This window comes from Maribellus sediminis (assembly GCF_011799805.1).
Lineage (GTDB): Bacteria > Bacteroidota > Bacteroidia > Bacteroidales > Prolixibacteraceae > Draconibacterium > Draconibacterium sediminis_A.
The window spans coordinates 696,713-710,166 of the sequence record NZ_WXUB01000002.1 but is presented as its reverse complement, the minus strand read 5'-3'; the positions used below and the strand labels follow the sequence as shown (position 1 = coordinate 710,166).

At 43.2% G+C, this 13,454-nt stretch carries 10 protein-coding genes and 1 tRNA gene; 5 read left to right on the top strand and 6 right to left on the bottom strand.

Going from position 1 to position 13,454, the window contains the following annotated elements; translation table 11 throughout:
- Positions 1-9: 9 nt before the first annotated feature.
- The gene (locus HFD85_RS09225) at positions 10-1,080 is read left to right on the top strand and encodes an NUDIX domain-containing protein (protein ID WP_167608079.1); all 1,071 of its coding nucleotides are present in this window, start codon (positions 10-12) and stop codon (positions 1,078-1,080) included.
- 137 nt (positions 1,081-1,217) lie between these two features.
- Complete coding sequence (tnpA, locus tag HFD85_RS09220) at positions 1,218-1,670, top strand: IS200/IS605 family transposase (protein ID WP_167608077.1); 453 nt, start codon at positions 1,218-1,220, stop codon at positions 1,668-1,670.
- Between the two features lie 95 nt (positions 1,671-1,765).
- On the opposite strand, the gene HFD85_RS09215 is transcribed toward tnpA, so the two are convergent.
- A complete protein-coding gene (locus HFD85_RS09215; RefSeq protein WP_167608074.1) occupies positions 1,766-2,467 on the bottom strand; it encodes an SAM-dependent methyltransferase in 702 nt (233 codons plus the stop codon).
- 68 nt (positions 2,468-2,535) lie between these two features.
- Between HFD85_RS09215 and HFD85_RS09210 the strand changes: the two genes are divergently transcribed.
- Entirely contained in the window at positions 2,536-3,321 is a 786-nt protein-coding gene (locus tag HFD85_RS09210; RefSeq protein ID WP_240925027.1) for an MBL fold metallo-hydrolase, read from the top strand.
- Between the two features lie 44 nt (positions 3,322-3,365).
- Here HFD85_RS09210 and HFD85_RS09205 read toward each other — a convergent pair whose 3' ends face one another.
- Positions 3,366-4,865, bottom strand: a complete 1,500-nt coding sequence (locus tag HFD85_RS09205) for an esterase/lipase family protein (RefSeq protein WP_167608071.1) — start codon at positions 4,863-4,865, stop codon at positions 3,366-3,368.
- A 121-nt stretch (positions 4,866-4,986) separates the two neighbouring features.
- On the bottom strand, positions 4,987-6,162 hold the full coding sequence (locus HFD85_RS09200; RefSeq protein WP_167608067.1) for an MFS transporter: 1,176 nt from the start codon (positions 6,160-6,162) through the stop codon (positions 4,987-4,989).
- Positions 6,163-6,284: 122 nt separating this feature from the next.
- Here HFD85_RS09200 and asnA point away from each other — a divergent pair, with 122 nt between their 5' ends.
- Together asnA and HFD85_RS09190 are read left to right on the top strand one after the other, a co-directional pair.
- Complete coding sequence (gene asnA / locus HFD85_RS09195) at positions 6,285-7,319, top strand: aspartate--ammonia ligase (protein WP_167608064.1); 1,035 nt, start codon at positions 6,285-6,287, stop codon at positions 7,317-7,319.
- A gap of 102 nt (positions 7,320-7,421) precedes the next feature.
- Positions 7,422-7,495 (top strand) — tRNA-Arg (locus HFD85_RS09190).
- Between the two features lie 100 nt (positions 7,496-7,595).
- On the opposite strand, the gene HFD85_RS09185 is transcribed toward HFD85_RS09190, so the two are convergent.
- Genes HFD85_RS09185 through HFD85_RS09175 form a run of 3 tightly spaced genes read right to left on the bottom strand, consistent with a single transcriptional unit; the run spans position 7,596 to position 13,369 of the window.
- Positions 7,596-9,476 carry a hypothetical protein gene (locus tag HFD85_RS09185; protein WP_206081926.1) on the bottom strand — a complete coding sequence of 627 codons (1,881 nt, stop codon included), beginning with the start codon at positions 9,474-9,476 and terminating at the stop codon, positions 7,596-7,598.
- 27 nt (positions 9,477-9,503) lie between these two features.
- Positions 9,504-10,808: an AGE family epimerase/isomerase gene (locus HFD85_RS09180; protein WP_167608061.1), complete on the bottom strand. Its 1,305-nt coding sequence runs from the start codon at positions 10,806-10,808 to the stop codon at positions 9,504-9,506.
- A gap of 44 nt (positions 10,809-10,852) precedes the next feature.
- A complete protein-coding gene (locus HFD85_RS09175) occupies positions 10,853-13,369 on the bottom strand; it encodes a glycoside hydrolase family 9 protein (protein WP_167608058.1) in 2,517 nt (838 codons plus the stop codon).
- Between the last annotated feature and the right edge of the window lie 85 nt (positions 13,370-13,454).

The window sequence follows — 13,454 nt, the reverse complement described above, 5'->3', positions numbered from 1 at the left end:
TGAAAGAATATGAACAGGGCAAAACTACTTAAGCAATTATTACCCGGTTTTATTCCTCTTTTTGTTTTCATCGCTGCCGATGAAATCTGGGGGACTAAAATCGGGTTATTTGTTGCTGTTGGTTTTGGTATTGCCGAAATGATCTGGATTGGTATTCGCGAACGACGATTTGAGAAATTTGTGCTGTTCGATACCTTATTGCTGGTTGTTCTGGGTGCAGTTTCCATAATTCTTGATAACGATATTTTTTTCAAAATAAAGCCCGGCCTGATTGAACTCATCCTGATTGCCGTACTTGGCGTTTCTGCATTCTCGTCGATGAATATAATCGGAATGATGGGGCAGCGCTACATGAAAGGTGTCGAATTCAACGAAGCACAGGAAAGGCAGCTAAAAAGAAGCCTGAAGATATTATTCTACATTTTTGCAGCGCACACTGTTCTGGTTTTTTACTCGGCTTTTTACATGAGCAAAGAAGCCTGGGCATTTGTAAGCGGTGGTTTGTTCTACCTAATATTTGCCGGCTATTTTGCCATTGAAATGCTGCGCCAGCGCAAACAGAAAAAGAAATTCAGTAAAGAAGAATGGGTGCCGCTGGTTGATGAACAGGGAAAAGTAACCGGACGGGCCCCGCGCAGCCAGGTGCATAACGGCAGCAAACTGTTGCACCCTGTGGTTCACTTGCATGTATTGAATAAAAACGGGGCTGTTTTACTGCAAAAACGCCCCATAAACAAACTCATTCAGCCCGGAAAATGGGACACGGCCGTTGGTGGCCACATTTCGGCCGGCGAAACTTTGGAGCAGGCACTGAAAAAAGAAGCTTTCGAAGAAATCGGTTTAAAGGATTTTACAGCACGTTTACAGAAAGTGTACAAATGGGAGTCGGAAGTTGAAGCTGAACTGGTTTACATGTTTACCACCCACGATTCCAAAAATATCGGCATCCAATCGGATGAAGTTGATGAATTACGCTTCTGGACCAAAAAACAGCTTGAATCGAATATCAGAACAGGTATTTTCACCCCGAACTTCGAACATGAAGTTGAATTGCTGAAAGAATTAGGAACAATCAAGTAATTTACCCTATAAATTAGCACCAAGGGTGCGTTTTCACAAAGCCCCGACTGTAGGTCGGGGAAAAATGTGGGCATATATACACATAGGGCCAAAGGTGCGATGTCGCTAACAATTATTACCTTCAACGTAAAAATGTTATGCCACAATCATTAGTTCTAAATTATTTGCACATTACTTTCAGTACAAAAAATCGACAAGCAACAATAAATAAAAACATTCAAGACGAATTGTTTCGTTACCTCGGTGGAATTTGCAACGAACACGAATCAAAGCCTGTAATTGTTGGTGGAACAAATGACCATGTGCACCTGTTGATAAATCTTTCCCGAAAAATTGCACTCATGAATTTAGTTGAGAAACTGAAATCACATTCTTCTAAATGGATCAAAACAAAGAATGATGGCTTTGGCAATTTCTATTGGCAAAGGGGATATGGTTGTTTTTCTGTAAATCCAAAGCAATTGGACGTAATAAAAGAGTACATTCAAAATCAGGAGGAGCATCACCTGAAATTAACCTTTGAGGAAGAGAATAAACGATTTTTAAGGGAATACAATCTGGATTATGATGAACGATATGTTTTCGACTAGATAAATACCTCGCACCTTTGGTGCTAATCCTTTTTTGTGCTGGCACATAGCCCTTCGGACTATGCTTTCTTACTTTGCACCTTTGGTGCAATATATTAAGTACCTAACAAAAATATTGTAGGAACCTTATGCAGGTTTGGTACTTTGCCCTTCCACTGTTGCACGGTCTTGGTTTGAATAAACTCGTCGTCACCGGTTACATTGGCGGCAATACATAAAAGGGTAGAAGGGGAGCAGGTTTTTAAGATGTCTTCTACAAGCTGATTATTCCGGTACGGCGTTTCAATAAAAATCTGCGTTTGTCTGCTGGTATTGATCTTTTTCTCAAGGTTGGCCAGTTCGCGGCTGCGTTCGTTAGGTTTAACAGGCAAATAACCCCGGAAAGCAAAATTTTGCCCATTCAGGCCAGAGGCCATTAAAGCCAGTAAAATAGATGACGGCCCTACAATTGGAACTACTTTATAACCTTTTTGATGAGCAATTCGCACAACATCGGCTCCTGGATCGGCAACGCCGGGACAACCGGCTTCAGAAATTACAGCAATATCATGGCCTTTTTCCAGAGGCTTTAAAAAACGTGGCAGGTCTTTCTGATCGGTGCGTTTGTTGATCTCGTAAAAAGTACAGGCATCGATATCGATCTCACGATTCACCTGTTTCATAAAACGGCGTGCAGTGCGTATGTTTTCAACAATAAAATAGCGGGTTTCGGTAAGAACAGGAAAAACACTGGCCGGCAGTACATTTTGCCAGTCGCCTTCGGCCAAAACATTTGGAACAAGATATAAAGTTGCCATTCGAAAAAATGATTTTGGCAAAAGTAGTTATTCTCGATATAATTTTCAGCTTTTCTTAAATTTGCGACATGACTCCAAAAGAACCATCAAAAATATTCGCAACCGTGTTGGGAACCGGAACTTCACAGGGAGTGCCGGTTGTTGCGTGTAATTGCGATGTTTGTACATCGGAAGATCCGCGTGATAAACGTTTGCGCTCATCCCTGCTGCTTACTATCAACGGGCAAAACATGGTTATCGATGCCGGCCCCGATTTCCGTCAGCAAATGCTGCGTGAAAAAGTAGGTTCGTTGCGTGCCATTTTGCTTACTCACGAACATGTCGATCATATTTTTGGCCTCGATGATATTCGTTCTTACAATTGGATTCAGAAAAATCCGATGGAGATTTATGCCGAGAAGCGTGTTCAGGAAGCCATCCGAAGAATATTTAATTATGTTTTTGCCGAATATAAATACCCTGGCATTCCGAAGATGCACTTGAGAAATGTTGATGATCGCGTCTTCGCGATTGATGGAGTTGAAATTACACCGATTCGTTGTTATCATCATAAGTTGCCGGTTTATGGCTACCGCATTGGCGATTTAACGTACATTACCGATACTAATTCCATCCCCGACGAGGAAATTGAGAAGATAAAAGGCAGCAAAATTCTGATCATAAATACGCTACGAAAAGAACAGCACATTTCGCATTTTAACCTCGAAGAAGCACTGGCGGTGATTGAAGAAGTTCAGCCTGAAAAAGCTTATCTTACTCACATCAGCCATGCATTTGGTTTACATGCCCAAATTGAAAATGAACTTCCCGAAAATGTTTTTATGGCCTATGATGGACTAAAATTGGAAGTGTGATAGATTTGAATTGAATTATTCCCCCGATATTCCTATTGTCTGTATTAATCTACGTTTTCATTACTTGGTTTGATATCCTTGAAATCACCAGCTTTTTTCGACGGCATTGCATCTTTTTCAAGCTTATTCAAGCGGAAAACGTTCGTATCCACGTTCCTGTTCAACACAATTTCGAGCAGGGTAGTTGAGTTGGGCTTTAATGCCTGGTCCAGGTATTCCCGGCTGGCTTCCAGTTTACATTCCTTAAAACGAATAAAACCTTCGGTGGGGCGCGGACGAATCAGGATTCCCAGCTGTTTGGGTATTTCTGTTCCGGACTGTGTTGGTTTGCCATTAATATCGCGGCCAAGCATTTTGTCGTAATTAAAATAGTAGGTAACCGTTTCCTTATTGATTCTGTTGCGCTGCCGGTCTGAAAGAAAACCTTCAGGCAAATGATTCGGATCGTTATCGGGGCCGGTAAATAGCAGATCGTAATCGGAAATAGGGCTGCCATCAGAATCGCAAACCTTAAAAATGACCTGCGAAAAACGATGATGAAGATAAGTTCTTCGTTTAAAGGCACCCTTATGAATTTCTTTTAATTCCTTTTTTTGCACTTCAGTTGTTTCTTCCGAAAAACTTTTGAAAAGCGTGTCGTATTCAATTTTGGATGTCACGTTTATACAGTCGAAAATGGCTTTTATTATTTCATTGCTTTTTTTGTCGGTCAGGCGTTTTTTTACACTTGCCATAATTCCCATGTCGGTTCCAGAATGTGACTTTCCTGAGATAATACGAAAAGCAGTATTCTGCGCTTGTTGAAACTCCTCAACAAACAATTTGTCGGAATCGGCTTCCGAAGTTCCCTGAACCAGTTTAATGTATTGCGCGTTCAGGTTGGCGGCCGAAACCCTGACAACACCATCGGATCCCAATTCGCCGGTATAGGAATTCAGATGATCATAAAACTTGCGATCAATCGATTGTCCGGTAAGTACAAAAGGAAAAATCTTTTCAGAACCAATTACTTCTTCAACTGCATTTATCCATTCATGATTAAGTTCCCACGCTGCTGCACTTCCCAGTTCGAGCCAGTTCAGAACACCTTGTCCAGGTTCAACGCCTTCAACCCACGATTTAAGCCGGCTGATCTTGCCTTTGCCCAACTGTGCCAAAGCCGATCCAAAGTTGGCGGGAGCCAACATAATCAGGTGACTCATCGGACATTTGGAGTCAGGCTCATTGTAATAATAGTTCGACCACCAATTGCGAATAAGCGGACCACCTGTGGAATGGGTAATACAAACAAAGCGTTCATTGGCGTTTAAAAGGTGTGCTAACTGCTCTTTTACGGCATATTCAAATGCACGTGAAATATCGTCGAGTTTTACTTCGTCGTTAAAGCTGATGTATTGTCCAAGGTAAATTTCTTCAACATTGATTTCAAAATTCTGAGCGGCACCTTCGGCCTTTAAACGAACAGGAAGTTCGCCATAAGTATTCAGATTTGTTACACTGTACCCGTGAACAAAAACGAGGTTGATTTTCTTTAGTTCGGCCATGATTTATGTGTTTTCAATTTAATGGTTGTTAAGAAGAATTGAAATCGTAAAGCAAACGATTACAACCAAATTTAAGGCAATAATGTATTAAAAGCCAAAATCAACCTGGAAAATAAACTGCTTACAATACCAGATCCTTTTTAAACCAAGGGAAAACAATAATGAGTGAAGCAACCAGATACAGCACCCCTGCGAGTAGGAATGCTTTGTTTAAACTGATGTTGTCAGTAATCCAGCCCAGCAAGGGACCAATTCCGGCAAAGGTGATACGGATAACAAAATTCCGGACTGAGAGCATAGTTGCACGCACTTCGCTGGCCGTGTATTCGTTGATGTAATTTTTGAAAATCGGAGTGGCAATTCCCCGAACCAGGTAAAAGAGGAACAGAAAAGCCAATCCCCAGTACGAGATCATGGTTCCCGAAAGCATGTATCCGGCCGAAAGTAACAGTATCACCATTAAAATCGACCAGCGTCGGCCCATAAACTGTGCAACTTTATAGGCAAAAACCGACGAAATCCCAACGGTTAAATTCAGGGCGGTCCAGAAGATTCCGAACAGCTCAACCGACAGACCGATGGCTTCAAAAAACGGCTGAACCAACCAGGCAAAAGTGAGTGTGGCCGTGCCGGTTACAGCAGAAAGCAAAATAGCAATCCGCAAATTCTGATCACGGATAAAAGTGTCGCGAATATTTACTGCCAGTTGTTTTATGGTCACTGCCTGCACTTTTGCATGTACCTTGGGTTCAATCATGGTAAGCGCTGCCGGGATGGCAATTGCAGCTACAGCAAACTGAAAATAAAACGGAGTTCGCAAACTGATAGCGGCTAGAAAGCCACCAACAATGCCTGCAATAGCTTCGGCAAAATTACCTACAGAGGTAATCCTACCTTCTTCACGAATATAAGCATCGGTTTTTTTATCGGCTTTTAAGCTGTCGTAAAGCATGGCTGAGTCGGCACCCGAAACAAAAGAGTGGCCAATACCGAGAATGATTTCAGCAATTACAAAGGCCCAGAATCCGTACGAAAAACTGTAAATCAAAAAACCTGCACTTCCTAAAATACTTCCCAGGATCAGCGTTTTCTTCCGGCCCCAAACGTCAGCCATCCACCCCGAAGGGATTTCCATGGCAACGATTGCAATCGAATAGATGGCTTTCAGCACAAAAATTTCGTGCATGCCCATTTTGTTGCTCTGATAGAACAGCACTACAATAGGCATTACCATGTTAAACCATTTCGAGATTTTAACCAGGTAGAGACGCGGTATGTTTTTGCTGAAATTCGACATTATACGGCGCAAAAATAGCAAACCGCCGGAATAATTTAGAATGAAATATTCTATGATAGGTTAGATGAGATTAAAAGAAGAGTTTTACATTTGCCACTAACAGACAATAAGACATAAGAGATATGCAAATTACTATTCCGAAGAATTACAAATCGGTTTTAGATATTAATCAAACCGAACAAGCTATTAAGCAAATCAAAGATTTTTTTCAGTTGAACCTGGCTTCCGAGTTGCGCTTGCACAGGGTTACAGCGCCGCTTTTTGTAAAGAAAGGCACCGGTATTAACGACGATCTGAATGGAATTGAGCGCCCTGTTGCGTTTCCGATGAAAGATATGAATGACCAGGTGGCTGAAATTGTGCATTCGCTGGCAAAATGGAAACGTTTGGCGCTGGCAGAACAGGAGATTGGTGAAGGGTTTGGCCTTTATACCGATATGAACGCCATTCGTCCTGATGAAGAATTGACCAATATTCATTCATTATATGTCGATCAGTGGGACTGGGAACGCGTAATCAGCGAAGATCAGCGTAACCTCGATTACCTGAAATACATTGTAGAAAAAATTTACGCCGCAATTATCCGCACCGAATTTCACATTTGTGAAACTTACCTCGATATTCAACCCGAATTGCCTGACAGGATCACCTTTGTTCATACCGAAGAATTACAGGCCAAATATCCCGATTTAACGCCGTTTGAACGTGAAACTGAAGAGGCTAAAAAACACGGAGCCATTTTCGTTATCGGAATTGGGGGAGAACTGCCAGGTGGTGATATTCACGACGGACGTGCACCCGATTACGACGACTGGAGCACGCCTACCGAAAAAGGTTTTAAAGGCTTGAACGGCGATATTATTCTCTGGAATAATGTGCTGAACCGTGCCTTTGAAATCTCGTCGATGGGAATTCGTGTAAACCGCGAGGTTTTGCTGGAGCAGTTGCGAATAAGGGGAGCAGAAGAAAGAAAAGACCTCTACTGGCATAAAAAATTGTTGAACGGTGAATTGCCACTTTCAATAGGTGGTGGAATTGGCCAGTCGAGGTTGTGTATGTATTTCCTGCGTAAGGCACATATCGGTGAAATTCAGTCGAGTATATGGCCCGACGAAATGATTGAAATGTGTAAGGAAAACGGAATTAACCTGCTTTAGCAGCACGAAAGAAAACGAATTTCAGTGTTCAGTTTTGTAAATTGCATCCTGATGTTTGTTTTTTGAATTTTGATTTATACTTTTGCACCGCAAAATAAGGCCGCCTCGGTAGCTCAGTTGGATAGAGCAACTGCCTTCTAAGCAGTAGGTCATGGGTTCGAATCCCGTCCGGGGTACTTTAAAATCAGTCAGTTATACTTAGGTATAATTGACTGATTTTTCTTTTTTACACAGATTTTAACGAAGCCATGTAACCCATTTTATATTATAAATGCTTTAATTCGTTTTAAACACCCGATAAGAATGTGGCATTAAAGTAACCCTGAATTTACTGGTCTTTTCAGGCCCTCTCATTCTGCGGCTAAAGAAGCTTGGTGTTTCTTCGGGCAGTTTCTCAATTGTAACTCCTTCTGATATATCGGAGATGGTGGAAATATCTTCCGTGCTAACCAGTTGAATGGTTACAGGTTCATCCAAAAACGATTCAATTATAAATGTATTATTGTCGTATACAAACAAGCTTACTTTGGCTGGTCCCTCGATGTACATGCCCAAATCTTTGCTCATTACCTGGCGAAATACATTCAAAACTCCGTCGGGCAAATCGTAAAGGTTACCAAAATCGTTGGGGATTGTTATAACATACAGGTTTCCTTTTGAATACTGGCCCCGAAGCAGCATTGGATAACCGCTAACTCCATTTGTTAAAGGTCTTCCAGCGCTTACAATCTCCCAGGCATCGTTGGTTTGATATTGCACCTGTGTAATCAGAATATCTTTTTCTGTTTTTCCCCAAAAGCCAAAATCGTTAACCAGTGCGTCCTTGTCTCCTGCACGTAATTCTACAATATCGGCAATGTCGTTTTGTATGGCTTTTAGCAAGCCGCTGGTAATTACGATATCGCCGCCTTTCTGTAACTGCTTTTTCATTTTGCTTACAATATCGCTATCGTACTTGGCTTGCTCGGTTAGCAGTATTACTTTCTGGTCTTCAGGAAATTCGGAATACATGTCCATGGGCAGACCAATCATTCCGAGGTAATTCTGCAGGAAATCGTCACCCAACGAATGATAAGGTTTATATGATTTAATTCCGATTGGTTTACCCAGTTGGCCAACAACTTCATCTGCTTGTTCCAAAGCTACACCGGCCACACGTGCTATGGTCGACGGTGTTACAGTTGTACCATCGGGCAGTTGAACGGGTTTCATCATCTCGTCGTAATCGAAACTGGTTCCCGTGCCTTGCCATTGTTTCCGGTGAATTTCGGGGCGCAATTGCACGCCGGTTAGCTGGTTATAGGCAAATAGCATAATTTCGGGTGCTTTGGCAAATAGGGTTAACCAAAGTTGTTCGGCATAGCGGTCCATTCCCATGTTCGATCCGCCGGCATCAACCCATCCGCCAAAGTTGTAGCCCGGACGTAAGTTATCGAAATAACGAATAATGTTGTAGCTCAGGTAGTTTTGCAGATGCTGTGCATACGAAGGATCGCGCGTTTCTGTGCCTGTCCACACTCCATCAAACAGGTGTGGCCCGTTTTGCAGGTCGAATCCCAATCCCTGAAAATGATCGTACCAGTTGGGGTATTTAATAATCACTTTTACATTGGGATTAACTTTTTTCGCCGGATCCAGAACCAGTTCTTTTCCGGCTTTGGTCATTAGCTTTGTGCGGTACACCGTCCAGCTCATGTCGCCTTTGGCTTCAATTTCGATATCAGTTTTACAGCTGGTGAAAAAGAAATCGTCGAGAATAAAATCATCAAAATGACGGGCAGTATGTTCGGCAATCTGCTGTACTATTTCCCGGTGTTCAGGATTGGAATAACAAAAGGTTTCAAAATTGTTCGATTCATCAATGGTGTATGTAATTCCTCCTCCAACTTCCAGTCCTTTGTCCAAAAAATATTGTTTTGCCTGCTCCAGTGTTCCATCCGGTACAATCAGTAAATCGCGATGGGTTTCCAGGTAAATTTTGTCGATTTTTATCTGGTTCGAAATGATGGTCCAGGTAGAGTCGAGCCAATTCAGGTCTTTCATCTTTTCCACTTCGTAAGCCCTGACATACACCGATACTTTATAGTTTTTATAATTTCCGGCTTGCGAAAGTAGAGTTATACCGGCCAGTACAAGTAAAAAAATAATTCGTTTCATAGTAGGTTTTTATTGGTTGAACAAGTTTTAATTAGGTTTTTGGGTTCTAACAAACAGTTCAAATGCCATTCGGCTGTTGTGGTAAGGACATTTCCATAAACTTACTTTTGGTTGCCCGATAAGTGGCTGCCCATCGGAATCAAGCCCACCATACCAGCCTCCGTTTTCGGCGTCAACCAGGTTGTCTTTAATCCATTCCCAGGATGTTATCGCGGCATCCAGGTATTTTTCATCCCCGCTGATTTGCCAGGCATTAAAAAAAGCGATCACTGATTCGGCCTGTGGCCACCAACTCAAGGTACCTTCAATTTCACCATTTCGGCGTTCGTAAAGCAAGGAGCCATCGGGATTTCTGCCTTCCTTCATCTGGGTATTCACCAGTTTTAAGGCAATATCCTTTGTTTGTTTTATCAATGTTTTCTCTTGAATCAGTTCAGCAGCTTCAGTTAGCAACCACGACAATTCCACATCATGCCCGTAAGAATCGATATGCTCCAGATTCTCCCATTCCCTGGTTAAAAACAGATTCTGATGCCATCTCTTTTGGTCGATAATTTTTTCCAGAAATACATCGACAAGGCTTTTAAGCTGACTTTTCAAACCGGAATCGGGCCAGACTTTGTACAATTGCGAATAAGCTTCAAGCAGATGCAAGTGTGTGTTCATGGTTTTGGCAGCCACGCCTGTACCATCATAACCGTAGCGCTGCGGGGTTTTCCAGTCGCGCGTAAATGATTCGATGTATCCGCCTTTAAGCGGATCAAAAGCCTTCTCTTCCAGCGTGTGGTATAAGCTAATGGCTTGCTGCAGGCTTTCGTGCTTACCCGTGGCCTGATAATGTGCTGCCAGCCCGTAAATGGCAAAAGCTATTCCGTAGCACTGTTTTTGGTCGTCGAGCGGAGAGCCATCAGCCTTAACTATCCAATAGGTGCCGCCAAATTCTTCGTCGATAAAATGGGTAAGGAAATATTCCTGTGCACGGTTGGCCAACTCCAGATATGCTTCATTTTCAAATTGCATGTATGCATTGGAGAAAGTCCATAATATTCGCGCATTCAGTACACAACCTTTTGGAGCCTCCGGAACGGGAGTCCCATCGTTAAGCACTGTTCCGTAAAAGCCTCCGTTATGGTCAGGGGTATAGCTTTCCCAGAACGGTAGAATATTTTCAGTCAGATTATTGGTGGTTTCCGAAACCAAACTGGTTGTTTTTATTTCAGAAGAAGGTGTTGAGCACCCGCAAGCAATAAACTGCAGGTATAAAATACCAGTAAGGTAGGTGAGGAACTTAATCACCGCTGCCTGAATACGAATGACTGATTTTTTTGTCATTCGTATAACAGGTTTTTCTAGTAGAGGTATATATCTAATGTTCATTATTGTTCTTTCAGTAGCTGTTGAGCAGCCAATGCCAAAAACATATAATGCGAAGAGCCGCCACCAAGCACGTATTCAACCTGTTGCCACAGGTATGGAAATTCAAGCAGTTCAGGAAAATCGGGGCGAATAAGTGCCGTACCCGACACAACGCCACCCGGAATGTAAGACCAGTCGGCGCGATTTAAACCATAACCAACAGTTGCCGAGCGCGCACCAATTCCCGAAGCAAACGAAGAAGTATTGGAGCCCGGATGACAACCCAAAATAAAATTCAAGGCATTGTAAATATATTCTGAGCTAAAAATATCGGGGTAGGCGGTATGTAAAAAGTATTGCCTGAAACCGAATGACTGGATATCCCAGCCGGCACCCCAGATACGCGGACGATAGGGGATTCCGTACGGAGTTTCGGCACCTTGTTTTGTTATCTGTTCGTTTAGCCCGCTCATGGCTTCCCTGATCGCGTGGGTAAAAGTAGGATCGTTGATCTTTTTCTCGGCACGGCCGATGTACCATCCAACAAAACCAATAGCTTGTGTGATAAATTCGGTTTCGGAAAGCAGGTAGTTTTTGTAGATGTCGTCGCCGGTGGTAAGGTACAGTTCGGTTGCCGCGTGTATTTTTGCCGATTTCGAACGTCCGCTTGCATCAGTAATCTCAAATAAGGTTTTGGCACAATTAAGTGCCTGCGCGCTGAGCGTATCGTTAAAACCTTTAAGCACCCGTGCTGTGGCTGCCATCTGTGCAGCTGTGGTTAATTCGCGGTAAGGATTGTCTTCGGTAAATACCCAGCGGTCGTCGTCGTTGCCCGCTTCGTTGTCGGTCATTGCGGATGCGTCACCCAGCATTACATATTGCCTTAGGTTGTTACAAATTATCCCGTGGTAAAGACGGCCTAAGGCCCGGTATCCGCCAACAACAGTAAGTGCTCCGTTTTCAATTTGTTGCAGGATGTCGGCTTTCCCGTCGGGCTGGTGGATTTCGGTAATTCGCTTTTGCTGATCAATGGAAGTGACATCATAGTCCACCCCAAATGCTTCGTAGGCCAGTGCCAGAATGTACGTTTCTCCGGCCTGTGATTCAACCCGCAGGTCGAAGTCGCCGGCATCGTGCCAGCCACCAATATTTAATCCGGGAACAATGTCTCCGGGCGAATAATCAGTTAAAGTGGATTCTCCTTGCACATAACCGTCGATGTGGTTAAAATTAACCGGCGCCATTTGCGCATCATCCATATGGCAGTCGTCGTGCCAAACACGGTATTTCTCGTTTACCCGCATGTGACACATTTGGACGGGTAAGAAATATTCCAATACCGGTTGCCAGACTCCACGATCGTAAACAGCATCATCAATCCGAAAAACCGGAGAAGCAGAATTACCATATCGCACCTGGTAAAGCCCGGGATCATTTATTTCGGTAAAATCGAATTTCAGGTAGTTGTAGCGCAAAAACCGGCCCCATTCTTCACCTGCTTTACTGAGTACTTCTTCTTCTCCCGAAGCGGTAATTTTGAACAGCGCCGGAGTTTCTGTCTTTTCGGTGCGTTTATCGAGTTCAATAATAGCTGTTTTTTGTTGATTGCTGTGATAGCCAATTTGCGAAGTTTGAACAACCGGCGTATACTGCCAGTCTTCTACAACATTAGGTGTAATGATCCATTTTATGGCCTCTTTTATTTTTCCTGCGGGAATTTCGCTTCGTACAACAAACCAGCCATTGTTGTGATTCATACGGCCGTCGTATAGCTTTAAGGCAGCTCCCTCACTTTCAATGCTGAATTTTCCGTAAGGATCATCGGGGCGTACCACAAAGTGGTGACCCTGGGCATAAGGCTCGGCAACAATATCGTCGGCAATTATCGGGCTATATCCCTCTCCGGCAAGGTGTTCTGCCGAAGCTTTTCCTTCAGGATTAAAATTTCCCGGATCGTTGTAATGCGAAGGTTCGTAACGGGTTGGCCCATTGGGTTGTTGCGGAAAAATTCCGGTTTCATCGTCCATAATCCAGGGTTTACCAAACAGTGCTCCCGGGAAAAGCTCCATATTAAAACCCACTTTTCCCAGGTAATTTTGCGGAACGGGTTGCTCCAGGTCAACGGTAACGATAACCGAACTGCCTTTGCCTTCAACATTAACGGTGTAGTTTATTTGTAAATCGGGGTAAACCATTGGGTTGAAGCCGGTAATGTGGCGCGATGAGTCGGGAAAACTCAAATACGCAGTAATCGTATTTTTCTCCTGGTTGGTAACGCGATCCCGTTGTTTCGGCACCGGCTGCCATTGGCCGGGTGTCGGCTCCAGCCTGATGTCGCCGTTGGTGGCAATGCGGTTTCCATGCATAATCAGCGATACGCCTCCCTGGTGTCCTTCTGGGTAAATATCATCGAAGGCCATAACATCCACACCATGGTTTTGGAAATATCCGGATGAATTCAGTGTGAATTCCTGAGCCTTGATTGAGTTGACAAATAAAAATGCCAGAAAACAAAAAATGAATGATCGTTTGTTCATAATTCAGTTTTTAGGTTGTTGGTTAAAAAAAATGACAAGGAGTTTTGTTCCCCTGAAAATCAAAATTATAAAAAGTTGTAGTTTT

Coding starts and splice junctions, on each gene's coding strand:
- HFD85_RS09225 (WP_167608079.1), top strand. CDS start 10: ATGAACAGGGCAAAACTACTTAAGCAATTATTACCCGGTTTTATTCCT.
- tnpA (WP_167608077.1), top strand. CDS start 1,218: ATGCCACAATCATTAGTTCTAAATTATTTGCACATTACTTTCAGTACA.
- HFD85_RS09215 (WP_167608074.1), bottom strand. CDS start 2,467: ATGGCAACTTTATATCTTGTTCCAAATGTTTTGGCCGAAGGCGACTGG.
- HFD85_RS09210 (WP_240925027.1), top strand. CDS start 2,536: ATGACTCCAAAAGAACCATCAAAAATATTCGCAACCGTGTTGGGAACC.
- HFD85_RS09205 (WP_167608071.1), bottom strand. CDS start 4,865: ATGGCCGAACTAAAGAAAATCAACCTCGTTTTTGTTCACGGGTACAGT.
- HFD85_RS09200 (WP_167608067.1), bottom strand. CDS start 6,162: ATGTCGAATTTCAGCAAAAACATACCGCGTCTCTACCTGGTTAAAATC.
- asnA (WP_167608064.1), top strand. CDS start 6,285: ATGCAAATTACTATTCCGAAGAATTACAAATCGGTTTTAGATATTAAT.
- HFD85_RS09185 (WP_206081926.1), bottom strand. CDS start 9,476: ATGAAACGAATTATTTTTTTACTTGTACTGGCCGGTATAACTCTACTT.
- HFD85_RS09180 (WP_167608061.1), bottom strand. CDS start 10,808: ATGACAAAAAAATCAGTCATTCGTATTCAGGCAGCGGTGATTAAGTTC.
- HFD85_RS09175 (WP_167608058.1), bottom strand. CDS start 13,369: ATGAACAAACGATCATTCATTTTTTGTTTTCTGGCATTTTTATTTGTC.